Origin of the sequence: Actinosynnema sp. NPDC050801, from assembly GCF_040673975.1 — a bacterium.
Taxonomy (GTDB): Bacteria; Actinomycetota; Actinomycetes; order Mycobacteriales; family Pseudonocardiaceae; genus Actinosynnema.
Genome location: NZ_JBFAQZ010000037.1, coordinates 19,296 through 41,197 on the forward strand (window position 1 = coordinate 19,296; position 21,902 = coordinate 41,197).

Sequence of the window (21,902 nt, forward strand, 5' to 3'; positions counted from 1 at the left end):
ATGCAAATCGGGTGGCCCGGAACGTGTCCGAGGCCACCCGATTCACCGATCAGTGCAGGTCAGCTCGTCGGTGTCGGCGACGGTTGGACCGACGACGGCGACTGCGTCGACGCCGCGCTGGCCGTGTCGAACCTCTTCGTCGCCTCGTCCAGCGCCTTGTAGGCGTTGCCGAGCTCGGCGAAGTCACCGCTGGACTGGGCCGACCGGATGCGGGACAGCGCCGACTGGATGTCCCGCACGGCCTGCTGGAGCTCCGTGCCGCCCTGCTGCCCGTTGCCCGGTGTCGTGGGCGTCGTGGACGGTGTGGAGGTGGGCGGCTGGCCGTTGTTGTCCGGCGGCACCTGGGCGGAGGAGCCGGACAGCACCTTCTCCATCGCCTCGCTCAACGTCGGCGCGTAGCCCACCTTGTCGCCGAAGCTCACGAGCACCTTGAACAGCTGCGGGAACTGGGTGTTCTGACTGGCCCGTTCGATGTAGATGGGCTCCACGTAGAGCAGGCCGCCACCCACCGGAAGGGTGAGCAGGTTGCCGTAGACGACCTTCGTCTGCCGCTGCGTGAGCAGGTTCAGCTCACTGCTGACCTCGCCGTTGGTGAGGAACGTGGTCTGGATCTGCTGCGGACCCTTGGCCTCGTTGTCCAACGTCAGCACGCTGATCTTGCCGTAGTTGTCCGGGTCGGACCGCACGGTCACGTACGACGCCATGAACTCGCGGTTGAGCCGCACCAGCGCGCTCGTCAGCTGGAAGCTGACCTTGCTCGAATCACCGGTCGGGTCACCGGCCAGCACGTAGAACGGCGGCTGCCGGTCGCGCTGCTGCTGCACGCCCTGCTGCTGGGCCTCGACGGTGGTGGCGTTGTCGATGGTCGGGTCGGACGGCACGTCCCAGAACGAGACGCCGGAGTAGAAGTCACGCGGGTTGTCCACGTGGTACTCCGACAGCATCTCCCGCTGCACCTTGAACAGGTCCTCGGGGTAGCGCAGGTGCTCCTTCAGCGACTGCGACATCTCGCTGTTGGCCTTCACCGTGCCCGGGAAGACACCCATCCACGCCTTCAGGACCGGGTCCTTCGTGTCCATCTCGTAGAGCGTCACCGAGCCGTCGTAGGCGTCCACAGTGGCCTTGACGGAGTTGCGGATGTAGCTGATCTCCCGGTTCGGCTGCTGCGCGACACCCGGCAGCGAGTCGTTGGTGGCGTCGCCCAGCGGCGTCCGCCGGGCGTACGGGTAGTCGTCGAGCGTGGTGTAGCCGTCCACGATCCACGTGATGCGGCCGTCCACCACGGCGGGGTACGGGTCGCCGTCCACGGTCAGCCACGGCGCCACGGCCTCGACGCGCTCGCGCGGGTGGCGGTTGAAGATGATCCGGGAGTCGTCGCCGATGGCCGAGTTGAACAGGATGTTCCGCTCGCCGTAGGCGGCGGCGAAGACCATCTTGTTGAACAGGCCGCCGATGCGGACGCCGCCCTTGCCGCTGTAGGTGTACGACGAGCCGTCGGTGTCGTACTCGCCGGGCGCGCCCTCGCCCCGGCCGCCGACGATGGCGTAGTCGCCCGGGAGGCCCAGCTCACCGAAGTAGGTGCGCGGCTGCTCCACCCCGAACGGACCGGCCTGGACCTTGCCGTCCTGGCCGACCTGCGCCACCTCGAACACCGGGTAGCCGCCGTTGCCGCCCTCGTCCGCGGGCGAGTTCACCTTGCTGGCCTCGGCGAACACCATGCCGTTGCCGTGGGTGTAGATGAGGTGCTGGTTGATCCAGTCGCGCTGGCCCTGCGGGATGCCCGCGGTGTTCAGCTCGCGGACCGCGACGATGTAGTCCTGGAGCTCCTGGTCCTTTTTGTACCGGTCGACGTCGAGCTTCTCCGGGAACGCGTAGAACGGCCGGAGCTGCTGGAACTGGGTGAACGTCTTGGAGATGACGGCCGGGTCGAGCAGTCGGACGTTGCCGACCGTGGCCTGGTCGTTCTTCAGCTCGTCCAGCGAGACGTTCTGCTTGCCCGCGTACGGCTTGCTCTCCACCTTGTCGTCGGTCAACCCGTAGGCCTGCCGGGTGGCGGTGATGTTGCGGCCGATGGGTTCGGCTTCCTTCTCGATGGCGTTCGGGCGCACCGAGAACTGCTCCAGCACGGCGGGCCACGCGGCGCCGACCAGGATGGAGGACAGCACCAGCAGCACGGTCGCGATCGCCGGCAGCTGGAGGTTGCGCAACACCGCGCCCGCGAAGAACGCGATCGCGCAGAAGACCGCGATGAACAGCAGGATCAGCTTGGCGGGCAGCACCGCGTTGAGGTCGGTGTAGCTGGCGCCGTCGAACTTGGTGTGGTCGGAGAACAGCAGCATGTACCGGTCGAAGAAGTACGCGACCGCCTTGAGCAGGATGAACACGCCCGCCACGATCGCCAGGTGGGTGCGCGCGGGCCCGGAGAGCTGACCGCCGCGACCCGCGAGCCGGATGCCGCCGTACAGGTAGTGCGCCACGACCGCGGCGACGAACGCGACCGCCGTGCCGATGAACAGCCACGACAGGACCCAGGTGTAGAACGGCAGCTCGAAGGCGTAGAAGCCGATGTCGTGGCCGAACTCGGGGTCGGTCACGCCGAACGAGGTCGCGTTGAAGAACAGCTGGACGATCTGCCAGTCGCCCTGGGCCGAGGTGCCCGCGATGACCCCGACGAGCACCGGCAGGCCGATGGCGAACAGCTTCAGCCGCCTGCTGACGACGACCCGGTAGCGCGCGACCGGGTCGTCCGGCCCGGACACCGGCACGAAGACCGGCCGGGAGCGGTAGGCGAGGATCAGGTTGATCGCGACGAGACCGCCCACCAGCAGACCCACGGCGAAGAACAACCCGAACCGGGTCGTGAGCACCGTGCCGTAGACGCTGCGGAAGCCGACCTCACCGAACCAGAGCCAGTTGACGTAGGTGCCGAGCAGCCTTGAGCCGGTGATCAGACCGACCAGGACCACCGCACCGACGATGAGCAGAATCCGGCTGCGACGGGACAGCCTGGGCAGTCCGACCGGGGGCCGTGTGGCCACGGGGCACGCTCCTGGATCGCGGTAGTGGCGTTCGTACGTTCTGTCCAACTCTACGGAGGCCGCCGAGGGTTCCCCGTTCGGTCTTGCCTTTACCCAGATGGGACCATGGCGCACGTGTCAGCCAGTGAAACGCCACCCGTGGTGCTGCCCGCCGTCGCCCGCGAGGTCGAGGAGTTCGTGTCCACCGCCGGGTGGAACCAGCCGACCCAGTTGTTCGCGCTGGTCCCGACCGCCGAGCTGCTGGCGCAGCAGCCGGAGCTGGCGGGCCAGCTCGACCCCGAGGCGTCGCCGTTGACGCCGATCGCGCAGGAGTCGCTGCCCGACGACGAGCTGGACCGGGCGCTGGCCGGCATCGTCTGGCCCGACGTCGTGCACGGGTGCGCGTTGGCGCAGGAGATCGTGGTGCTCCCGCCGGACGCCGAGGCCGAGCTGACGCAGCAGGAGCTGGACGACGAGCAGGCGCGCAGGTTCGCCGCCGAGCACCCGCAGCGCCGCGAGGCGAGGCTGGTGGCGGCCGTGCTGCGGGACGGCTCGGCGGCGTGCGTGCTGCGACTGCGGGGCAACGTCGAGGTGCCCGAGGAGGTCGTGGCCCACCCCGAACTGGCCCCGAACCTCACGCGTGCGCTGCTGGAGACCCTCCGGCCCTAACATTGGCCGCTGCTCCGCAGACGGCGGGCGAGGTCGCCTGGAAGTCGATCGCTCGCGCCTGATTTTCCGACGATCGAAAAGCGTGATCGCCGGAAAATGAGTCGCGAACGATCGACGCGACCTCGCGTGGTGGTCCGGTCGCGGACCAACTAGCAAGTCGGCGCGTCGCCGCCCTTGCTGAGCGATTCGAGCGACTGGACGGCGTCGGTCAGCTTCTCGACCTTGACCAGGCGCAGGCCCTCCGGGGCGTGCTGCTTGGCCTCTTCGCAGTTGCCCGCGGGCACGAGGAACACGGCGGCGCCGCCCTCGCGGGCGGCGACCATCTTGAAGCCGATGCCGCCGATGCGGCCGACCTCGCCCTTGTCGTTGATCTCGCCGGTGCCCGCGACGGACTGGCCGCCGTTGAGCTCGCCGGGCGTGAGCTTGTCCACGATCGACAACGCGAACAGCAGGCCCGCGGACGGGCCGCCGACGTCGGTCAGGCTGATCTTGATGTCGAACGGCACGTCGGCGCGGTCCAGCGGCAGCACGCCGAGGAAGCCGGACTCACGGCCCTCGGTCCGGCCGAGGGTGACGGTCGCGGTCTTGCGCTCGGACTCGCGCTGGAAGGTCAGCGTGATCCGGTCGTCCGGCTTCGTGCCCTCCAACGCCGAGCGCACGTCGTCGGCGGTGGCGATCTGCTTGCCGTTGACCTCCAGCAGCCGGTCGTTGGGCTGGAGCACGGTGTCCGCCGCGGTGTCCTTGGTGATCTCGGCGGCGACGACCTTCATCGGGTAGTCGAGGTAGCGCAGCGCGGCGACCTCGGCGCTGGACTGCGAGTCCTGGAACGCCTTCACGTTCTGGTCGCGGACCTGCTGCTCGGACTCGCCGGGCCGGAAGAACTCCTCGCGCGGCGCGAGCGCGTGCCGGCCGCTGATCCACAGGCCGAGCGCGCCGAACAGCGACACGTCGTCCATGAGCGACACGGTGGTCATGGTGAGCGTGCCGCCGGTCGGGAACGTCTCCTGCCCGTCCACCGACACCACGTCACCCCCGTTGACCTGGCCCAGCGTGTCGTAGGTCGGCCCGGGCCCCAGGGCGACGTAGGGCACGCGGGCGAACCCGCCGAGCAGACCCAGCGCCAGCACGACCGCGAGGCTGACCACGAGGGTCCACGTCCGCCGGGTCAGGCCGCGCCGCGGCGCGTGCGGTGGGGTTGGTGCCTGGTCCACGACGGTGTCGGTGCCTTCGGTCACGCCCGACAGGGTACGACCACGGTGTCACGCTGCCGGCGAACCGGTCCCACGTGGGGCTCGCGTGCCGCGTACCGTGGACCCATGAGTGACCTGCCCTTCGGGTTCGGCCCGCAGGACCCCGACGACCGCAACCGGAAACCCGGAGACCAAGGGGACAACCCCTTCGACTTCAACCAGCTCGGCGCCATGCTGAGCCAGCTCGGTGCGATGTTCAGCAACGCGGGCACGACGTCCGGGCCGGTCAACTACGACCTCGCGAAGCAGATCGCGCTCCAGCAGCTCACCGGCAAGGGCGGCACGACCACCGGGTTCGGCCCGGACCAGAACACCGCCGTGGCCGACGCCGTGCACCTGGCCGAGATGTGGCTCGACCCGGCGACCGCGCTGCCCGCGGGCGCCCGCACGTCACAGGGCTGGACCGCGCGCGACTGGGTGGAGCGCACGTTGCCGACGTGGCAGCGGCTGTGCGACCCGGTGGCGCAGCGCGTGTCCGGGGCGTGGGTCGACGCGATGCCCGCCGAGGCCAAGGAGGCCGCCGGCCCGCTGCTGTCGATGCTCGGGCAGATGGGCGGCATGGCGTTCGGCTCGCAGCTCGGTGGCGCGTTGGCGCAGCTCGGCGCGGAGGTGCTGACGTCGACCGACGTCGGCTTGCCGCTGGGGCCGGAGGGCACGGCCGCGTTGCTGCCGGAGAACATCGAGAAGTTCACCGAGGGCCTGGAGCGGCCCGCCAGCGAGGTGCTGGTGTTCCTGGCCGCCCGTGAGGCGGCGCACCAGCGGCTGTTCAGCCACGTGCCGTGGCTGCGGCAGCGGCTGCTGGACACGGTGGAGGAGTTCGCCCGCGGCATCACCGTGGACACCTCGGCGCTGGAGCAGCTGGCCGGGCAGATCGACCCGGCGAACCCGGCGAGCATCGAAGAGGCGATGAAGTCGGGGATGCTCGAACCCCAGACCACACCCGAGCAGAAGGCCGCGCTGACCCGCTTGGAGACGCTGCTGGCCCTGGTCGAGGGCTGGGTGGACGTGGTGGTGAACGAGGCGGTGGGCGAGCGGTTGCCCGGTGCCGAGGCGTTGCGGGAGACGTTGCGCCGGCGGCGCGCGTCCGGTGGTCCGGCGGAGCAGACGTTCGCCACGCTGGTGGGCCTGGAGCTGCGGCCCCGGCGGCACCGGTCGGCGGCGGCGCTGTGGAAGCTGCTCACCGACCAGCACGGCATCGAGCAGCGCGACAGCGTCTGGGAGCACCCCGACCTGGTGCCCACGGCGGAGGACCTGGACGACCCGATGGAGTTCGCCGAGCGGTTCGGCCAGACGCGCAAGGCGCTGGAGGACCCGATGGCCGAGCTGGAGCGCACCCTGCGCGACAAGGACGCCCAGGACAAGGACGCGCAGGACAAGGACGCGCAGGACAAGGACGCGCAGGACAAGAGCGAGCAGGACAAGGACGTGCAGGACAAGGCCGACGGCCCGGACCAGCGCGACGAACCGGGCAAGGGCGACTCCTAGCGAACCCCTCTCAGTCCTCCTCGGTGATGCCCAGACCCGCGGCCGCCGAGAGGCCTTCCAGGTACCCGATGGCCCGCTCGGCCTTCGGGTACCTGTGCACGAGCAGCCAGAAGTCCTTGCCGTGCCCGGGCACCTCCAGGTGCGCCAGCTCGTGCACCAGCACGTAGTCGAGCACCCACGCGGGCACGTCGCGCAGTCGTTCGCTGATCCGGATCGTGCCCTCGCTCGGCGTGCACGACGCCCACCTCGTGCGCATCGGCGGCACCCACCGCACGCTGCTCGGCTGCACGCCGTCCAGGTACCGCTCCGCCAGCTCCTCGCACCGCGCCAGCAGCGCGGAGTCGGACGTGCGCGTGGGTGAGCGCCGGCGGGTCTCGCTGCGCTGGAGGCGGCTCAGCATCTCCGCCACCCAGTGCTTCTCCTCGCTCTTGCTCATGCGAGCCGGCAGCAGGACCACGACCGTGTCCCCCTCGCGGTACGCGCTCACCATGCGACGGCGCCGGGCGCTGCGCCGCACCTCCACCTGCGGTTCGGGCATGGCGTTCACGGTAAGGCCAGGGACCGACAATCCGCGGCCGCCAAGCGGCGGTCTGTGGAGGGACGGACCAGCAGGTTCCACCGAAAGGCGGCTGGACACGATCGACGCGGCGTGCAGCGGAGGCGGGTTCCCGGAGGTAGCGTTCAGCGCAACCCCCGAGTGTGGCGCAGATCGCTCCGCACTCTCGAAGCGAGGAGGAAGCCGTGGCCGAGACCTACAACGGCTACTGCGTCAAGTGCCGTGAGAAGCGCGACTTCACGGGCGAGGTGCACGAGAGCAACAACCGCAGGATGGCCAAGGGCAAGTGCCCCGTCTGCGGAACCACGGTGACCCGCATCCTCGGCAAGGCGAAGGTCTGATCGCGGACGGGTGGCCGGGCCCTCGTGGCGCCCGGCCTCCCGTCAAGGCCCTCGGCGGCCTCTGTGGATAACCGGCAAGCCTGTGGACAGGCATTTTGCCGTGCCGCCCGGTGCGGGCAGGCTGCCGGTGTGGATCTTCCCAACCGCCCCAGGGTCCTGCCCGGCCTGCCGCTGCTGCGCCGTCGTCACGACGTGGTGCAGATCGGCACCGATCCGCGGCACGCCATGCTGGTCGAGGACGTGCCCGAGCCGATGGCGTCCGTCCTGCTCGGCCTCGACGGCCGGGACACCCTCGCCGAACTGCGCGAACAGCTCTCCGGTCACGGTCCGCAGGCGGCCGAGTTCGCGGGCGTCCTGCACGGCCTGGCGAGTGCCGGGCTGGTCGAGGAGTCCGTGCCCGTGCCGCACCCCCGGCTGGCCGCCGAGGTGACCGGGTGGGCGTTGCGCACCCGCCGTTGCGCCGTCCGACTGCCCACCGCCCGTGCCGCGCGTTCCGTGGTCGTGCACGGCGAGGGGCGGCTCGCGGTGACCGTCGCGGCGCTCCTGGCCGCCTCCGGCGTGGCACACGTTCGAGTGGTCGCGCGAGGACGTGTCGGGCCCGAGGACACCGGATCGGGCTACGTCGAATCGGACGTCGGCCGGCCGCGCGCCGAGGCGGCGCAGGACGCCGTGCGGCGGGCGTGCGGGACCGTGCGGCCGGTGGGGCGCGGTGCCGACCTGGTGGTGCTGGCCGACGTGCTGGTGCCCGCGCCGGAACTGCTGCACCAGCTGGTCGCCGACGGCACACCGCACCTGGCCGTACGGGTCCGGGAGGGGTTGGGCGTGGTGGGGCCGCTGGTCGTGCCGGGTCGCAGCAGTTGCCTGAGGTGCGCCGACCGGCACGAGGCCGACGCGGACCCGGCGTGGCCGATGATCGCCGCGCAGCTGGTCGACCGGGCCCAGCACGCCGACCTGGCGACCGTGACGGCGACGGCCGGCGTGGCGGTCGGGCAGGCGCTGCTGGCCCTCGACCACGCCGAGCCGACCGGGACCAGGCCTCCCACCTGGGACGCGACGCTGGAGGTCGACGCGTTCGCCGGGTTGGTCGAGCACCGGATCGCGCCGTTGCACCCGCGTTGCGAGTGCCGCACCGCGACGTGATCCGCCCTCAGGTGGGGCTGTGTAGGTTTTGTAAGAGGGGGGTGGCAGGGGCGGTGACCACTGCGACCACGTGACGGGCGGGAGGAGAATCACCGGGTGAGCGAGATCCCGCGCAAGGCCGTGCAGCGCACCGCCAAGCTGGCCAGCCTCCCGCTCGGAGTGGCCGGCCGGGTGGTCGGCGGCTGGGGCAAGCGCTTGGCAGGCCGCAGCTCCGAAGAGGTCAGCGCCGAGGTGTCGGCGAAGACGGCGGAGCAGGTGTTCGCGGTGCTCGGGCAGCTCAAGGGCGGCGCGATGAAGTTCGGCCAGGCCCTGAGCGTGTTCGAGGCGGCGGTGCCGGACGAGCTGGCCGAGCCGTACCGCGAGGCCCTGACCAAGCTGCAGACGGCCGCGCCGCCGATGCCCGCGCGCACCGTGCACCGCGTGCTGGCCGAGCAGCTCGGCGCGGGGTGGGCGAAGCGGTTCACGTCGTTCGACGACTCACCCGCCGCGTCGGCGAGCATCGGTCAGGTGCACCGGGCGGTGTGGCACGACGGCCGCGACGTGGCGGTGAAGGTGCAGTACCCCGGCGCGGACGAGGCGTTGCAGAGCGACCTGAAGCAGCTGCTGCGGTTCAGCCGGGTGTTGCAGGCGATCATGCCGGGCACCGAGGTCAAGCCGCTGCTGGAGGAGCTGCGGGACCGGTACCTGGAGGAGTTGGACTACCGGACCGAGGCGGGCAACCAGCGGATCTTCGCCAAGGCGTTCGACGGCGACGAGCGGGTGCTGGTGCCGCGGGTGGTGGCCAGCGCGCCGAAGGTGATGGTCACCGAGTGGACCGACGGCACGCCGCTGTCGAAGATCATCCGTGAGGGCGGGCGCGAGGAGCGCGACCAGGCCGGGCAGCTGCTGTCGGAGTTCCACTTCTCCGCGCCGAGCCGGTCGGGGTTGCTGCACGCCGACCCGCACCCCGGCAACTTCATGCTCGGCGCGGACGGCCGGTTGCGCGTGCTCGACTTCGGCGCCGTCGCCCGGCTGCCCGACGGGTTGCCCAAGACGCTCGGCCTGATGACCAGGCTGGCGCTGGACGGCCGGTCGGCGGACCTGGTGGAGCTGCTGCGGTCGGAGCGGTTCATCCGGCCGGGGACCGAGCTGCACGCCGAGGACGTGCTCAACTACCTGGGACCGTTCGTGGAGCCGCTGCGGACGGAGACGTTCCACTTCACCCGCCGGTGGTTGCAGCAGCAGGCAGAGCGCGTCGGCGACCTCCGCAGCCCGGATTCGCAAACGGGAAGGTCGTTGAACCTGCCGCCGCAGTACCTGCTTATCCACAGGGTCACGCTCGGCGCGACGGGCATCCTCTGCCAGCTGGACGCGAACGTGCAGGCCAGGGCCATCGTGGCACGGTGGCAGCCAGGCTTCGACGACTGAGTTGTCCACAGGCAGTCTACTTATCCACAGATCACACACACCCCGTGGACCGGTCCCCGGAACCGCCGGAAGATCGACCCCATGGACCAAGTGATCAAGGCAGCGGACCTGAGAGCGGCCGGCGTCCCCGGCTACGTCATCGACCTCAAGTGCCGCCCCGGCGGGCCGTGGCAGCGCATCCTGCCGGGCGTGCTGCTGCTCAGTCCCGGCACGCCGACCCGCGACCAACGCCTGCGGGCGGCCCTGGCCTACGCGGGCCCGCGCGCGGTCGTCACCGGCGTCGACGCCCTGCACGCCCACGGCCTGCCCGCCCTGCCACCCCCGCGTCGCGTGCACCTGCTGCAACCGGCCACCACCCGCCGCTCCTGCGTGGACCACGTGTTCTTGGAACGCACCACGCGACCACCCGACGTGGTGGTGCAAGCCGGCCTGCCACTGGCGGAACCGACCAGAGCCGTCCTCGACGCCGCCCGCCACGAGCCTGATGCCCTGCGCCAACACCACCTGCTGGCCACCGCCGTCCGCTCGGGCCTGTGCACTATCGCCGGCCTCACGGCGGAACTGAACGCGGGAGCCAAACGCGGCACGGCGACCCCGCGCACCGCCCTGAAACTCCTCACCGCCCTCCTCCACTGACACCGACCCACCGCTGCCCATCACGGCCGCACCACTGCACGGCCGCACCACTGCCGCCTCACCCGCCACCACCCACAGCCGCACCACCGCCACCGACCCACGGCCCGACCGACCGAACGGCTCACCCGCCACTCAGCACGGCCCGCACCCACCAGTGCCCGCCACAGGCCGCACCACTGCCGGCTCACCCATCACCCACCCACGGGCCACACCCACTGCCCTCTACCCGCCGCTCACCCACAGCCGCACTCACCGCCGCGTACCGACGACTCACCCGCCGCTGCGCACCGACGACCGCAGCCACCGCAGCCACCGCAGCCACCGCCAGCGAACCCCCGCCAACCGACCTCCCGCCCACCACCACCAGCCCGCACCACCGGAGGCCAGACGCAAAGCCACCCACCCAAACCCGCACCACCCACCCACCCACACGGCCTGACCGACCCAACGGATCACCCACCACTCAGCACAGGCCGCACCCACCGCTGCCCACCAGGGGCCGCACCACTGCCGGCTCACCTACAGCCGCACCCACCGCCGGCTCACCCGCCACTCACCGACAGCCACACCCACCGCAGCGCACCGACGACTCACCCGCCGCCGACCGACGGCCACAGCCGTCGCCACCGAACCCCCGCCGACCGGCCGCCCGCCCACCACTACTAGCCCGCACCACCGGAGGCCTGGCACGACTCCAGCCCACTCGCACCAGCCAGCCCACTCACACCCAGCCCACTCACATCCAGCCCACTCACGCCCAGCCCGCCCACGCCCAGCCCGCTGGCCGGTCCGGCGGCGGTGGTGCGGTCTCAGCCGGACCAGTAGTCGGAGGGCAGCTTGCCCTCGATGTCCCTGACGTGCGCCCGCGCGCAGACGTGGCACAACCACTGGTCGACGCCACGTTCGCGCTCCCTCACCCAGGCCAGGAGCTGGGCGGGGTCGGTGACGGATGATCGCGTCCGTCCACAGCGGGCGCACGCGTCGGTCACGGCTTGTGGCCCAGGTACACCGTGTCGGCGGTCAGCAGGAACACGTCGTCGCGCAACCCGAGGAAGGAGGGGTCCTGTGGGTCGAGCAGCTGCCTGACGGTGCGGCGGTCAGCCGGGTGCAGCAGGTCGCCGACGACCTCGTCGTACCACTTCAGCTGGTTCACCGCCCAGTCGCGCACCGCCTGCTTGGGCGGTGCCGGGTGGTCGATGAGGTAGCTGAACGCGGTCACGTCCACCAGACCTCCTTCGGCGAGCACGAGGTTCCACCCGCCGGGCATGCGAACGGAGCCCGTGGTGTTCTCGCGCATCCGCACGAACCACTGGGCACGCGCTGCGGACAGCCGTTCCTGCAGGCCCGGGTCGCCGACGCCCAGGTCGTACGGGAGGAACTTGCCGCTCAACCCGCCTTCGGCGAGCGCCAACCACCCGCCGGGTGCGACGGCCTCGATCAACCGCACCACGGCCGCACGCTGGTCAGGGAGGTGATGCACGACGTTGGACGCCCACACCAGCTGGGCGGGCCCGGCGATCTCCACCGGCCGTTCGGTCGCGAGGTCGGCGAGGACCGGCCGGACGCGCACGGTCGCCGTGGTCGTGTCCGTCTCGTAGGCGGCGGCCGAGCGGGCGGCGTTCGTCGCGGCGTCCAGCAGCTCGGGCACGGCATCGACCAGCACGACGGTGCCGCCACCGCGCGCGGACAGGGCCTCGACCAGCGCCACGCTCATCCCGCCCGCACCGCACCCGACGTCGAGCACGGTCGGCTGGTCGGGCAGCGCGCGGACGAGTCTGCGGGCGACCACCCGCCGCGACTCCGCGTCCAGCTCGTCGGCCTGCCGCAGCGAGTTCAGCCGGGACGACCAGTCGATCCCGTCGTGGGTATGGGCATGGTGGTGAGAGTGAGCGGCCACACGTCGACGGTACCCAGGGCGCGCCGAACCCTCCGATCGAAATACCCCCGACCTCGCCCAGCGGTGCACGGCGGGGGCGGGCCGCGCTGGTCCGGACACGGCGCGGCCCGCCCTCCCCGTCACGGAACGGGGAGGGCGGGCCGTTGCCTGCATCAGAGCGCGCGGGCCTTCAGGACCGCCCGGCGCTGGGCCCAACCGGCCAGCCGACGCCACCTGCGGGCGACGACGAGCCGGTGGGCCAGCCGATGCTGTCGCGCGAATATCTCCGCGTCATGCATTCGTGATCGGGCAAGATTTTCTTCGAGCAGCATGGGGTTCCCCTTGGGATTCACTTCGATGAGCATCGCTTCGTCTGTGGTGGATCGGTACGTGGTCACGCGGCGGCCTCCTGGTCGTTAGCCCCCCGGACAACGGTCGCGGCGGGCGCCGCGGGAACAACTGGTGCTGCGTCCTTGCGGGGGCGTCCACGGGGACGCTTCCGCGCGATCACGGCTCCGCGCTCGAAGATCTCGCCGCCCCAGACCCCCCAGGGCTCGTGGCGAGCAAGCGCACCGGCCAAGCACTCCGCGATGACGGGGCAGGTGGCGCAGAACCTCTTCGCCTCCTCCAGCTCCGCCGGCGCGTCGGCGAACCACAGGTCGGGGTTGTTGGTACGGCAAGGAAGTTCCAAGCCGGCGTCGGGCGCGGTGTCGATCAAGGTGGCGACACCCGCCCCGGAGAGCTCCGGCTCGGTGGACAACGTCCCGTTTATGGGGACGGTCGCGGTCAACATCAGGTGGACTCCTGTCAAGGGTGTTGCATGGGGGTTGGTCGTGCGAAACGTGTTGCCGGTGGAGCGGTGGTGCGGGTCGAAAACGGGTTTGAACAGCACGAAGGCCGCGGATCCGGTTACGGGTCCGCGGCCTTCGTGAGCTGAGTGGCCTGACTTAGTGCGTCAGGTACTTCGCTCGTGCGCGGACGGCGCAACGTTCTGAGTCGGGACAACGGTCGACGCGTGCGGCGTCGGCACCTGGATCAGCTGAACTCGCTCGGCACCCCACTTGAGGGCGCGGCGATCGCGGGCAGACTTCTCCCCCGCGACGTGAGCAGCGCTCGCAGCCAAGATCACCCCGGACATCAGGTAACCGGGCGTCTCGAAGCACGTGGGAGTGTTCACGACCGGTCACCTCCTCGGGTGGCTCGACTGACTGCTTGCTTGCTCTTGAATCCCCAGCGGGCGCTTCGCGCCCGGCCTCAGCAGGTTATGACTCCGCGCACGACGCGTGCAACCGGTTTTTCCAAATACCTGTCGATTGAGTGAAGATTCTGCGTTTGCCCTGCACAGAGCGCCAGGGCACGACCACTCGGACGGACGCTACCGCTCGCCGGCGGGTCGCGGGGGTCGACCGCGCGGATCAACGCAAGGTCAACCGCGGTTCAACGGCGGTCCACCGAGGAGGTTCAACGGCCGCCGCGCACGAGGGCCAGCACGTCGTCGCCGAAGCGGTCGAGCTTGGCCGCGCCGATGCCCGAGATGGACACCAGCCCGGCGACGTCCTCGGGCCGCTGCTCGGCGATCGCGACCAGCGTCGCGTCGGTGAACACCACGTACGCGGGAACCTTGAGCTCGCGCGCCCGGTCCGCCCGCCACGCCCGCAGCTTCGCCAGCAGCTCCTCGTCCAGGTCCGACGGGCACGAGGCGCACCGGCTGAGCTTGATCGCCCGCGAGTCGACCAGCGCCGACCCGCACACCCGGCACTGCGGCTTGGGCCGCTTCTGCAGCGGCTCGCGCTTGGCCGTGCGCGACGCCGGGTGGTCGTCGGGCACGAGCCCGTAGAGGAACCGGCTGCGCCGCCGGTAACGACGCCCGCCGGCGGCCCGCGCCAGCGCCCACGACATCCACAGGTGCTCACGGGCGCGCGTCACGCCCACGTACAGCAGCCGGCGCTCTTCCTCGATCGCCGCGTCGTCGCCGTCGGCGTGCTGGATCGGCAACGTGCCCTCGACCAGCCCGACCAGGAACACCGCGTCCCACTCCAGGCCCTTGGCCGCGTGCAGGGACGCGAGCGTGACGCCCTCGACCGTCGGCGGGTGCTGCGCCTCGGCCCGCAGCTCCAGTTCGGCGACGAACTTCGGCAGGTCCGCCGCGTCCACGGTGGTGACCAGCTCCTCGGCCAGCTCGACCAGCGCGAGCAGCGACTCCCACTTCTCCCGCGCCGTCCCGCCGGCGGGCGGCTCGTCGGTCAGGCCGATGCCGGCCAGCACCTCGCGCACCACCTTCGGCAGCTCGCCGGTCGGCTGGTGCACCGCCGCCGACCGCAGCGCCACCATCGCCTGCCGCACCTCGGCGCGGTGGAAGAACCGCTCGCCGCCGCGCACCTGGTAGGGCACGCCCACCTCGGCCAACGCCTGTTCGAAGACCTCCGACTGGGCGTTGACCCGGTAGAGGATCGCGATCTCGCTGGCGGGCACGCCGTCGTCGTCCAGCAGCGCCTTCACCCGCCGCGCGACGGCCGCGGCCTCCAGCGTCTCGTCGTCGAACTCGGTGAACGTCGGCTCCGGCCCCTCGGGGCGCTGCCCGATCAGCCGCAGCCGTGAGCCCGCGGGCCGGCCGCGCGCCCACTTGATCACCTCGTTGGCCAGGTGCACCACCTGCGGCGTCGACCGGTAGTCGCGTTCCAGCCGCACCACGACGGCCTCGGGGAACCGGCGCGGGAAGTCCAGCAGCGGACGCGGCGAGGCGCCCGCGAACGAGTAGATGGTCTGGTTCGCGTCACCGACCACGGTCAGGTCGTCGCGCTCGCCCAGCCACGCGTCGAGCACGCGCTGCTGGAGCGGCGTGACGTCCTGGTACTCGTCCACCACGAAGCACCGGTACCGGTCGCGGAACTCCTCGGCGACCTCGCCGTGCTCCTCCAGCGCCGCCGCCGTGTGCAGCAGGAGGTCGTCGAAGTCGAGCAGTTGCGCCTGGTTCTTCAGCTCCTCGTAGGTCCGGTAGACCTGCGCGACCTGCTCGGCGGGCGCGGGCGTGTCGCGGCTCGTGCGTCCCGCCGCGGCCGGGTAGTCGTCGGGCGCGACCAGCGACGCCTTGGCCCACTCGATCTCGCCGGCGAGGTCCCGCAGCGAGTCGGACTCGGTGGACAGCCCCGTCCGGTTGGCGGCCTGGGCGACCAGCCGCAGCTTGTTGCGGTCGATCAGCTGCCACTGCTCGCCGCCGACCACCCGCGGCCAGAAGTAGCGCAGCTGCCGCAGCGCGGCGGCGTGGAACGTGCGGGCCTGCGCCCCGTGCACGCCCAGCGCGCGCAACCGGGTCCGCATCTCGCCCGCGGCACGTGCGGTGAACGTGACGGCGAGGACTTGACCAGCGGATACGTGCCCGCGTTGGACCAGGTGGGCGATGCGGTGGGTGATGGTGCGCGTCTTGCCGGTGCCCGCACCCGCGAGCACGCAGACCGGGCCGCGGGGTGCGTCCACGGCGGCACGCTGTTCCGGGTCCAGTCCCTCCAGCAGCCGGTCCATGCGCTGCATCCTCGCAGAGCACAGCGAGTACTCCCGTCATGGGGCGACGCGGCGCGCCGTATCCTGGTGGGCATGGCTGGTAAGCAGGACAAGGCGGCTGCCAAGGCGGCCTCCAAGGAAGCGGCGAAGGCTCGGCGCGCGGCATCGAAGGCGAAGCGCAGCCAGATCTTCGAGGCGTTCAAGATGCAGCGCCGCGAGGACAAGGCGCTCGTGCCGTTGATGCTGGCGTGCGTGCTCGGCGCGACGGCCGCGGCGTTCCTGATCGGCCTCATCTGGGACATGCAGTGGGTGCTGCTGCCCATGGGCATCGCGGTGGGCGCGCTGCTCGCGGTCATCGTGTTCGGCCGCCGGGTGCAGAAGTCCGTGTACGCGAAGGCCGACGGCCAGCCGGGTGCCGCGGCGTGGGCGCTGGACAACCTGCGCGGCAAGTGGCGGGTCACCCAGGCCGTCGCGGGCACGACCAGCGGTGACATGGTGCACCGGGTGCTCGGCCGGCCGGGCGTGGTGCTCGTCGCCGAGGGCGCGCCGCACCGGGTCAAGAACCTGCTCGCGCAGGAGAAGAAGCGGGTGGCGCGGGTGATCGGCGAGACGCCGATCTACGACGTCGTCGTGGGCACCGAGGACGGGCAGGTCCCGCTGCGCAGGCTGCAGAGCCACCTGATGAAGTTGCCGCGCAACATCTCGACCGCGCAGGTCGACACGATCGACAACCGACTGGCCGCACTGGCCAGCCGCGGCGCGGCGCTGCCGAAGGGCCCGATGCCCCAGGGCGCCAAGATGCGCAACGTGCAGCGCGCCATGCGTCGCCGCTGAGGTGCCACCGCATCGTCGCTGACGGTCGTTTTCGCAGCTCAGGCCCGTTCCGAAGATCTTCGGAGCGGGCCTGTGGCGTGGACCGGCCTGGTCTAGCGGGCGTTGACGACGATGGTGCCCGCGGCCTTGTCGTGCAGGCCCCTGCCGTCGGCGTCCCACACCAGGGCCGGGATGACGGGGAAGATCAGCACGGTCCGCAGCGCGGCCCGGGGCAGGCCGACGGTCTGCGCGCCGTCCATCCGCACGACCCGCAGCCCGAACAGGGCGTGACCAGGGGTGAAGCCGAAGAAGCCGACCGCGATGACGGTGATGGAGAACCAGGCCAGCAGGCTCCAGTTCCGCGGCAGGTCGGGCATGGTGAACAGGCCCGCCACGCCACCCGAGAGGGCGAAGTCGACCAGGATGGCGATCGCGCGGCGGCCTGTGGACGCGACCGAGCCGACACCGGACTGGGGCAGGCCGAGTCGTTCGCCACGCCACCGCTGCCCGGTACCGTCACCGGAGTCGGCGCCGGGCTCCAGCGCCGAGCGGGGTCCTGACAGCCACGAACCGGTCCACTTGCTCACCCCACCAGAGTAAGGCCGTGCTCAGCGGGTGAGGAGGCGCGGTCGGGTTGCCCGACCCGGGCCGCCCGTTAACACTGGCGAAACACGTGGGTGACGGCTGGGCAACACCACGGTCTTAGTTTCGCCACGATGGCAGGCCGCACCACGCAGCGGCGTACAACCACGCCCCCACCGCAGCAGAGGAGTCGACGAGGGTGTTCAAGAATCCCGACGAGGTCCTGAAGTACATTTCGGACGAGGGCGTGAAGTTCGTCGACGTCCGCTTCAGCGACCTGCCCGGCGTGATGCAGCACTTCACGCTCCCCGCCGCCGCGTTCGACGCCGACGCCATCGCCGAGGGCCTCGCGTTCGACGGTTCGTCGGTCCGCGGCTTCCAGTCGATCCACGAGTCGGACATGCTGCTGCTGCCCGACCTGTACACCGCGCGCCTCGACCCGTTCCGGATCGAGAAGACGCTGATCGTCAACTTCTTCGTGCACGACCCGTTCACGCGTGAGGCCTACAGCCGCGACCCGCGCAACATCGCGCGCAAGGCCGAGCAGTACATCACCGAGTCGGGCATCGCGGACACCGCGTACTTCGGCGCCGAGGCGGAGTTCTACATCTTCGACTCGATCCGCTTCGACACCACCGCGAACGCGTCCTTCCACGAGATCGACTCGATCTCCGGCGCCTGGAACACGGGCCGTGAGGAAGAGGGCGGCAACCGCGGCTACAAGGTCAAGTACAAGGGCGGCTACTTCCCGGTCACGCCCACCGACCACTACGCGGACCTGCGCGACAAGATGGTGCTCAACATGGAGGCCAACGGCTTCTCCGTGGAGCGCGCGCACCACGAGGTCGGCACCGCCGGGCAGTCCGAGATCAACTACAAGTTCAACACGCTGCTGCACGCCGCGGACGACTTGATGCTGTTCAAGTACATCATCAAGAACACCGCCTGGCAGGCCGGCAAGACCGTGACGTTCATGCCGAAGCCGCTGTTCGGCGACAACGGCTCGGGCATGCACACGCACCAGTCGCTGTGGAAGGACGGCCAGCCGCTGTTCCACGACGAGTCCGGCTACGCGGGCCTGTCGGACACGGCGCGCCACTACATCGGCGGCATCCTGCACCACGCGCCGTCGCTGCTGGCGTTCACCAACCCGACGGTGAACTCCTACCACCGCCTGGTGCCGGGCTACGAGGCCCCGGTGTCGCTGGTCTACTCCCAGCGCAACCGATCGGCGTGCGTGCGCATCCCGATCACCGGCAACAACCCGAAGGCCAAGCGCATCGAGTTCCGCTGCCCCGACTCGTCGGGCAACCCGTACCTGGCGTTCTCGGCCATGGTGATGGCCGGCCTGGACGGCGTGAAGAACAAGATCGAGCCGCCGGCCCCGATCGACAAGGACCTCTACGAGCTGCCGCCCGAGGAGGCTCGCGACGTCAAGCAGGTGCCGGCGTCCCTGGACGCGGTGCTGGACAGCCTCGAAGCGGACCACGAGTTCCTGCTGGAGGGCGGCGTCTTCACGCCGGACGTCATCGACACCTGGATCTCGTTCAAGCGGGAGCAGGAGATCGACCCGCTGCGCCTGCGCCCGAACCCCTACGAGTTCGCGCTCTACTACGACGTGTGATCGACGTGGGGCTCTGACCAGCGATTCGATGGTCTGACGTCCCATCCGATGCCTCCACAGGCCGAAGGCCGGGTGACTGCTCCAGTCACCCGGCCTTCGGCTTTGGCACGGCCGTAGGTGGACCTGTCGGGGTTGTCCGAGGGCGAGCTGAGGCAGGGTGCACCAAGCCGGACACCGTCGGAGACTTGCTGTGCGACTACTGGGATCGATCGTGCATGAACACCTCTTCCCTCGTCGTGAACAACGGCGGCAGGGTGGTGCGGTGCTGCTGAGCGCGACGGGAGTCCGGGTCGGCACGCACGGCGGCTTCCACGCGCTCGTAAGCCTCACGGGAGTCGTACTCCCACACGGCCACCACCCGGTCGTCGTCGGTCTCCCAGCGGCCGACGAGGCGGGCACCGTGCCGCAGTTGCACGGGCAGCAGCCAGTCGCGGAAGAACTCGTGGAACGCGGGCAGGTTCTCGCGGACAGCCGTGTAGATCCGCATCCGGTAGATCACCCCACCACTGATACCCGACGCGGCTCGATCACGGTCCGGAGCGGAGTCCTAGGTCCTCGTCAGCCTGCGCAGCACGACCAAGCCCTCCGGGGTCCCCGGCCACAGCTCGGCCACCACCTCGGGACCCGAGGCGCGGATCACCGAACGCAGCACCCAGCCGGCCACGATCGCGTCGTCGGCATACCCCAGCACGGGGATGAAGTCGGGCACCAGGTCGAACGGCAGGGCCAGGTAGGCGAGAAGCAGCCACAGCCGCACCCGTGCCGAACGGGGCACGCGGTCGTCACGGGAGAGGCGGGCGACCAGGCGCAGCACGTCCGGCAGCAGGCGCACGGCCAGGGACAGGGCGGCGCCGCGCGGCCGGATCACGAGCAGCGCGAGGATCAGCAGGAGCCACAGGCCCAGCAGACCGAGCAGCCCCAGGACGACACCCGGGAGGACGTCCACCTACTTGGGGATCGGGATACCGGTCACGGTGACCGCACCGCCGGTCGGCGCGAGCTGGCCGATGATCCCGGCGAACGTCAGCGAGAACGTGCCGCTGTCGGCACCGGCCCTGCGGTCCAGCTCCAGGAACCCGTTGATGCTGGAGTTCTTCGCGATCGACACCGGCCACCTGCTGGTCGACACCGACGCGCCGTAGTCGCGCTTCGTGTCGTCCACCGCCGAGACGGACGCCACCGGCAGGTCCATCTTCGCGGTGCTGGCGTTTATGGCGGTGACGAACACCTTGAGGCGGCCACCCAGGTTCTCCACCTTGGTGACCTCCACCGTGAGCAGCCCGCGCGCCTGCTTCCACGACCCGGTCAGGACCTTGGCGTCCGCACCGGGCGGGGTCTCGGCGGACTCCGGGGACGGCTCCGACGACCCGGGGGAGGGTTCCGTGCCCACCGCGCCGTCCAGGCCGATGGTGTCGTCCGACGTCGTCGTCTGCGAGGTGGGTACCGTCGAAGAGGTTTCGCGCAGGGTGACGCTCAAGGCGCCGACGCCGACAGTGCCGGCGGTGACCGCCTGGATCACCCCGAGCAGCACCAGCACTCCGAGCACGACCAAGCTGATCTTCAGAACCGCGCTGCTCTTCTTGCGGTGGGTCTCGTCGTCCATGACGTCCTTCGTCCGGGCGCACGCGTGCGAACGTGAATCTCCCCCAGGAGTGCGGATAGTCTCGACATAAGGAACACCAATAGTCAATGCGCACGGCCCCCAGTTCGACGGTGCGTAGCCCCCGATCACCACACCGTCGATACAGGTAGGGCTGCCCGTCCCCCTTTCGAGGAGGACGGCTAGGGTCGCGCCGTGTCTGATGACGTCGCAACCCCCGCCCAGGTGCTGTCCACCAACATCTTCGACTCCGCCGCCGAGGCGATCGAGGCGATCGGCGCCGCCGACGTGCTCGGCCTCGGTGTCCGGGTGTCGAACCGCCTCGTCCAGGACGAGGAGTCCGACGACACGCTCGTCGAGGAGTGGATCGTCGAACTGCTCACCACGGTGCCCACCGTCGACGAGGAGTGAGGCAGCGGAGGGCCCTCGCCCACGAGCAAGGGGCGAGGGCCCTCCCACCACCGGGTAACGCAGGTCACACCGTCAGCACGACCTTGCCCCGCACGTGCTTGCCCTCCAGCAGCCGGTGCGCGTCGGCGGCCTGCGCCAGCGGGAACGTCTGCTGCACCTCGACCTTCAGCTCACCGGCACCTGCGTACCGGGCCAGCCACTCCAGGTCGGCCCGCACGGGCTTGGCGTAGGCGTACCGCCCGCCGAGCTCCAGCACGTTGGTATCCACAATGGACACGATCCGGGCCGGGTCGCGCACCAGCGCGGGCGAGTCGTTGAGCGCCGCGCCGCCGACGCAGTCGAACGCCACGTCGACCAGCCCGTCGCCGCCGACCAGCTCGGCCACGTTGTCCACCAGCGCGTCGCCGTAGGCCACCGGCTCCGCGCCGAGCGACCGCAGGAAGTCGTGGTTGCGCGGCGACGCCGTGCCGATGACCCGTGCCGCGCCGAGGATCCGCGCCACCTGGACGGCGAGGTGCCCGACACCGCCGGCGGCGGCGTGCACGAGCACCGTGTCACCCTCGGACACCTCGACCTTGCGCAGCGCCTGCAACGCCGTCAGCCCGGTCAACGCGAGCCCGCCCGCCTCCTCGAACGACAACGACGCGGGTTTGTGCGCCAACCCGCGCTCGGTGGCCGCGATCAGCTCCGCGTACGTCCCGTGCTGCACGTGGTCCTTGCGCTGGTAGCCGAACACCTCGTCGCCGACGGCGAACCCGTCCACCGCGGGCCCCACGGCCCGCACCACCCCGGCCACGTCCCAGCCGGGGACCAGCGGGAAGTGGTGCGGCATCGTCCCCGCCACGTACCCCATGCGCACCAGCCGGTCGACCGGGTTCACCCCGGCGGCACGCACCTCGACCAGCACCTGGTCCAGGGCGATCGGCGGGTCCGGCAGCTCCCGCACCACGAGGACTTCGGCATCTCCGAATTCGTTCTGCGCGATCGCTTTCACGAA

23 protein-coding genes are annotated in these 21,902 nt (G+C 70.7%); 9 read left to right on the plus strand and 14 right to left on the minus strand.

What is annotated here, in order from left to right; translation table 11 throughout:
- Nucleotides 1-59: 59 nt before the first annotated feature.
- Nucleotides 60-3,038 (minus strand): UPF0182 family protein, encoded by a 2,979-nt coding sequence (locus tag AB0K14_RS39110; protein ID WP_360461696.1) that lies wholly within the window; start codon nucleotides 3,036-3,038, stop codon nucleotides 60-62.
- Between the two features lie 105 nt (nucleotides 3,039-3,143).
- Here AB0K14_RS39110 and AB0K14_RS39115 point away from each other — a divergent pair, with 105 nt between their 5' ends.
- On the plus strand, nucleotides 3,144-3,686 hold the full coding sequence (locus AB0K14_RS39115) for a PPA1309 family protein (RefSeq protein ID WP_360461693.1): 543 nt from the start codon (nucleotides 3,144-3,146) through the stop codon (nucleotides 3,684-3,686).
- A gap of 149 nt (nucleotides 3,687-3,835) precedes the next feature.
- Here the strand turns inward: AB0K14_RS39115 and AB0K14_RS39120 are convergent, their stop codons facing one another.
- Nucleotides 3,836-4,921: a PDZ domain-containing protein gene (locus AB0K14_RS39120; RefSeq protein ID WP_360461689.1), complete on the minus strand. Its 1,086-nt coding sequence runs from the start codon at nucleotides 4,919-4,921 to the stop codon at nucleotides 3,836-3,838.
- Between the two features lie 81 nt (nucleotides 4,922-5,002).
- On the opposite strand from AB0K14_RS39120, the gene AB0K14_RS39125 reads away from it, so the two are divergent.
- Entirely contained in the window at nucleotides 5,003-6,421 is a 1,419-nt protein-coding gene (locus tag AB0K14_RS39125; protein WP_360461686.1) for a zinc-dependent metalloprotease, read from the plus strand.
- A 10-nt stretch (nucleotides 6,422-6,431) separates the two neighbouring features.
- Here AB0K14_RS39125 and AB0K14_RS39130 read toward each other — a convergent pair whose 3' ends face one another.
- A complete protein-coding gene (locus AB0K14_RS39130; RefSeq protein WP_360461684.1) occupies nucleotides 6,432-6,959 on the minus strand; it encodes a M48 family metallopeptidase in 528 nt (175 codons plus the stop codon).
- A 203-nt stretch (nucleotides 6,960-7,162) separates the two neighbouring features.
- Here AB0K14_RS39130 and AB0K14_RS39135 point away from each other — a divergent pair, with 203 nt between their 5' ends.
- From AB0K14_RS39135 to AB0K14_RS39150, 4 genes are all read left to right on the plus strand, one after another.
- Nucleotides 7,163-7,318, plus strand: a complete 156-nt coding sequence (locus tag AB0K14_RS39135) for a DUF5679 domain-containing protein (RefSeq protein WP_015098458.1) — start codon at nucleotides 7,163-7,165, stop codon at nucleotides 7,316-7,318.
- Nucleotides 7,319-7,447: 129 nt separating this feature from the next.
- Complete coding sequence (locus tag AB0K14_RS39140; RefSeq protein ID WP_360461679.1) at nucleotides 7,448-8,458, plus strand: thiamine biosynthesis protein ThiF; 1,011 nt, start codon at nucleotides 7,448-7,450, stop codon at nucleotides 8,456-8,458.
- A 96-nt stretch (nucleotides 8,459-8,554) separates the two neighbouring features.
- Entirely contained in the window at nucleotides 8,555-9,865 is a 1,311-nt protein-coding gene (locus AB0K14_RS39145; protein ID WP_360461677.1) for an AarF/ABC1/UbiB kinase family protein, read from the plus strand.
- Between the two features lie 81 nt (nucleotides 9,866-9,946).
- Nucleotides 9,947-10,501: a hypothetical protein gene (locus AB0K14_RS39150; RefSeq protein ID WP_360461674.1), complete on the plus strand. Its 555-nt coding sequence runs from the start codon at nucleotides 9,947-9,949 to the stop codon at nucleotides 10,499-10,501.
- Nucleotides 10,502-10,771: 270 nt separating this feature from the next.
- Here AB0K14_RS39150 and AB0K14_RS39155 read toward each other — a convergent pair whose 3' ends face one another.
- The 6 genes from AB0K14_RS39155 to AB0K14_RS39180 form a co-directional block, all read right to left on the minus strand.
- Nucleotides 10,772-10,900 (minus strand): hypothetical protein, encoded by a 129-nt coding sequence (locus AB0K14_RS39155; RefSeq protein WP_360461671.1) that lies wholly within the window; start codon nucleotides 10,898-10,900, stop codon nucleotides 10,772-10,774.
- A gap of 410 nt (nucleotides 10,901-11,310) precedes the next feature.
- A complete protein-coding gene (locus tag AB0K14_RS39160; protein ID WP_360461668.1) occupies nucleotides 11,311-11,490 on the minus strand; it encodes a hypothetical protein in 180 nt (59 codons plus the stop codon).
- On the minus strand, nucleotides 11,487-12,398 hold the full coding sequence (locus AB0K14_RS39165) for a class I SAM-dependent methyltransferase (RefSeq protein ID WP_360461665.1): 912 nt from the start codon (nucleotides 12,396-12,398) through the stop codon (nucleotides 11,487-11,489). Before AB0K14_RS39165 ends, AB0K14_RS39160 begins: the two co-directional genes overlap by 4 nt.
- Nucleotides 12,399-12,550: 152 nt before the next feature.
- The gene (locus AB0K14_RS39170; RefSeq protein ID WP_360461662.1) at nucleotides 12,551-12,775 is read right to left on the minus strand and encodes a hypothetical protein; all 225 of its coding nucleotides are present in this window, start codon (nucleotides 12,773-12,775) and stop codon (nucleotides 12,551-12,553) included.
- Complete coding sequence (locus AB0K14_RS39175) at nucleotides 12,772-13,170, minus strand: WhiB family transcriptional regulator (protein WP_360461659.1); 399 nt, start codon at nucleotides 13,168-13,170, stop codon at nucleotides 12,772-12,774. The genes AB0K14_RS39170 and AB0K14_RS39175 overlap by 4 nt, the downstream gene beginning before the upstream one ends.
- Before the next feature lie 668 nt (nucleotides 13,171-13,838).
- Nucleotides 13,839-15,896 (minus strand): ATP-dependent DNA helicase UvrD2, encoded by a 2,058-nt coding sequence (locus AB0K14_RS39180; RefSeq protein WP_360461656.1) that lies wholly within the window; start codon nucleotides 15,894-15,896, stop codon nucleotides 13,839-13,841.
- A gap of 72 nt (nucleotides 15,897-15,968) precedes the next feature.
- Here AB0K14_RS39180 and AB0K14_RS39185 point away from each other — a divergent pair, with 72 nt between their 5' ends.
- Nucleotides 15,969-16,709, plus strand: a complete 741-nt coding sequence (locus tag AB0K14_RS39185; protein WP_360461653.1) for a DUF4191 domain-containing protein — start codon at nucleotides 15,969-15,971, stop codon at nucleotides 16,707-16,709.
- A gap of 92 nt (nucleotides 16,710-16,801) precedes the next feature.
- Here AB0K14_RS39185 and AB0K14_RS39190 read toward each other — a convergent pair whose 3' ends face one another.
- Nucleotides 16,802-17,275 (minus strand): RDD family protein, encoded by a 474-nt coding sequence (locus tag AB0K14_RS39190; protein WP_360461651.1) that lies wholly within the window; start codon nucleotides 17,273-17,275, stop codon nucleotides 16,802-16,804.
- 194 nt (nucleotides 17,276-17,469) lie between these two features.
- Here AB0K14_RS39190 and glnA point away from each other — a divergent pair, with 194 nt between their 5' ends.
- On the plus strand, nucleotides 17,470-18,894 hold the full coding sequence (gene glnA, locus AB0K14_RS39195) for a type I glutamate--ammonia ligase (protein WP_360461648.1): 1,425 nt from the start codon (nucleotides 17,470-17,472) through the stop codon (nucleotides 18,892-18,894).
- 196 nt (nucleotides 18,895-19,090) lie between these two features.
- Here the strand turns inward: glnA and AB0K14_RS39200 are convergent, their stop codons facing one another.
- Genes AB0K14_RS39200 through AB0K14_RS39210 form a run of 3 tightly spaced genes read right to left on the minus strand, consistent with a single transcriptional unit; the run spans nucleotide 19,091 to nucleotide 20,497 of the window.
- Nucleotides 19,091-19,393 carry an NIPSNAP family protein gene (locus AB0K14_RS39200; RefSeq protein ID WP_360461645.1) on the minus strand — a complete coding sequence of 101 codons (303 nt, stop codon included), beginning with the start codon at nucleotides 19,391-19,393 and terminating at the stop codon, nucleotides 19,091-19,093.
- A gap of 48 nt (nucleotides 19,394-19,441) precedes the next feature.
- The gene (locus AB0K14_RS39205) at nucleotides 19,442-19,840 is read right to left on the minus strand and encodes a YkvA family protein (RefSeq protein ID WP_360461642.1); all 399 of its coding nucleotides are present in this window, start codon (nucleotides 19,838-19,840) and stop codon (nucleotides 19,442-19,444) included.
- Nucleotides 19,841-20,497 carry a hypothetical protein gene (locus tag AB0K14_RS39210; protein WP_360461639.1) on the minus strand — a complete coding sequence of 219 codons (657 nt, stop codon included), beginning with the start codon at nucleotides 20,495-20,497 and terminating at the stop codon, nucleotides 19,841-19,843. It abuts the gene before it with no gap.
- Nucleotides 20,498-20,689: 192 nt separating this feature from the next.
- Here AB0K14_RS39210 and AB0K14_RS39215 point away from each other — a divergent pair, with 192 nt between their 5' ends.
- Nucleotides 20,690-20,905, plus strand: a complete 216-nt coding sequence (locus AB0K14_RS39215; protein WP_053717413.1) for a hypothetical protein — start codon at nucleotides 20,690-20,692, stop codon at nucleotides 20,903-20,905.
- 64 nt (nucleotides 20,906-20,969) lie between these two features.
- Here AB0K14_RS39215 and AB0K14_RS39220 read toward each other — a convergent pair whose 3' ends face one another.
- A complete protein-coding gene (locus tag AB0K14_RS39220) occupies nucleotides 20,970-21,899 on the minus strand; it encodes an NADP-dependent oxidoreductase (RefSeq protein ID WP_360461636.1) in 930 nt (309 codons plus the stop codon).
- Between the last annotated feature and the right edge of the window lie 3 nt (nucleotides 21,900-21,902).

Excerpts from the sequence above, each read along its gene's own strand:
- AB0K14_RS39115 (WP_360461693.1), top strand. The coding sequence starts at position 3,144 with ATGGCGCACGTGTCAGCCAGTGAAACGCCACCCGTGGTGCTGCCCGCC.
- AB0K14_RS39125 (WP_360461686.1), top strand. The coding sequence starts at position 5,003 with ATGAGTGACCTGCCCTTCGGGTTCGGCCCGCAGGACCCCGACGACCGC.
- AB0K14_RS39130 (WP_360461684.1), bottom strand. The coding sequence starts at position 6,959 with ATGCCCGAACCGCAGGTGGAGGTGCGGCGCAGCGCCCGGCGCCGTCGC.
- AB0K14_RS39150 (WP_360461674.1), top strand. The coding sequence starts at position 9,947 with ATGGACCAAGTGATCAAGGCAGCGGACCTGAGAGCGGCCGGCGTCCCC.
- AB0K14_RS39175 (WP_360461659.1), bottom strand. The coding sequence starts at position 13,170 with ATGTTGACCGCGACCGTCCCCATAAACGGGACGTTGTCCACCGAGCCG.
- AB0K14_RS39180 (WP_360461656.1), bottom strand. The coding sequence starts at position 15,896 with ATGGACCGGCTGCTGGAGGGACTGGACCCGGAACAGCGTGCCGCCGTG.
- AB0K14_RS39185 (WP_360461653.1), top strand. The coding sequence starts at position 15,969 with ATGGCTGGTAAGCAGGACAAGGCGGCTGCCAAGGCGGCCTCCAAGGAA.
- AB0K14_RS39210 (WP_360461639.1), bottom strand. The coding sequence starts at position 20,497 with ATGGACGACGAGACCCACCGCAAGAAGAGCAGCGCGGTTCTGAAGATC.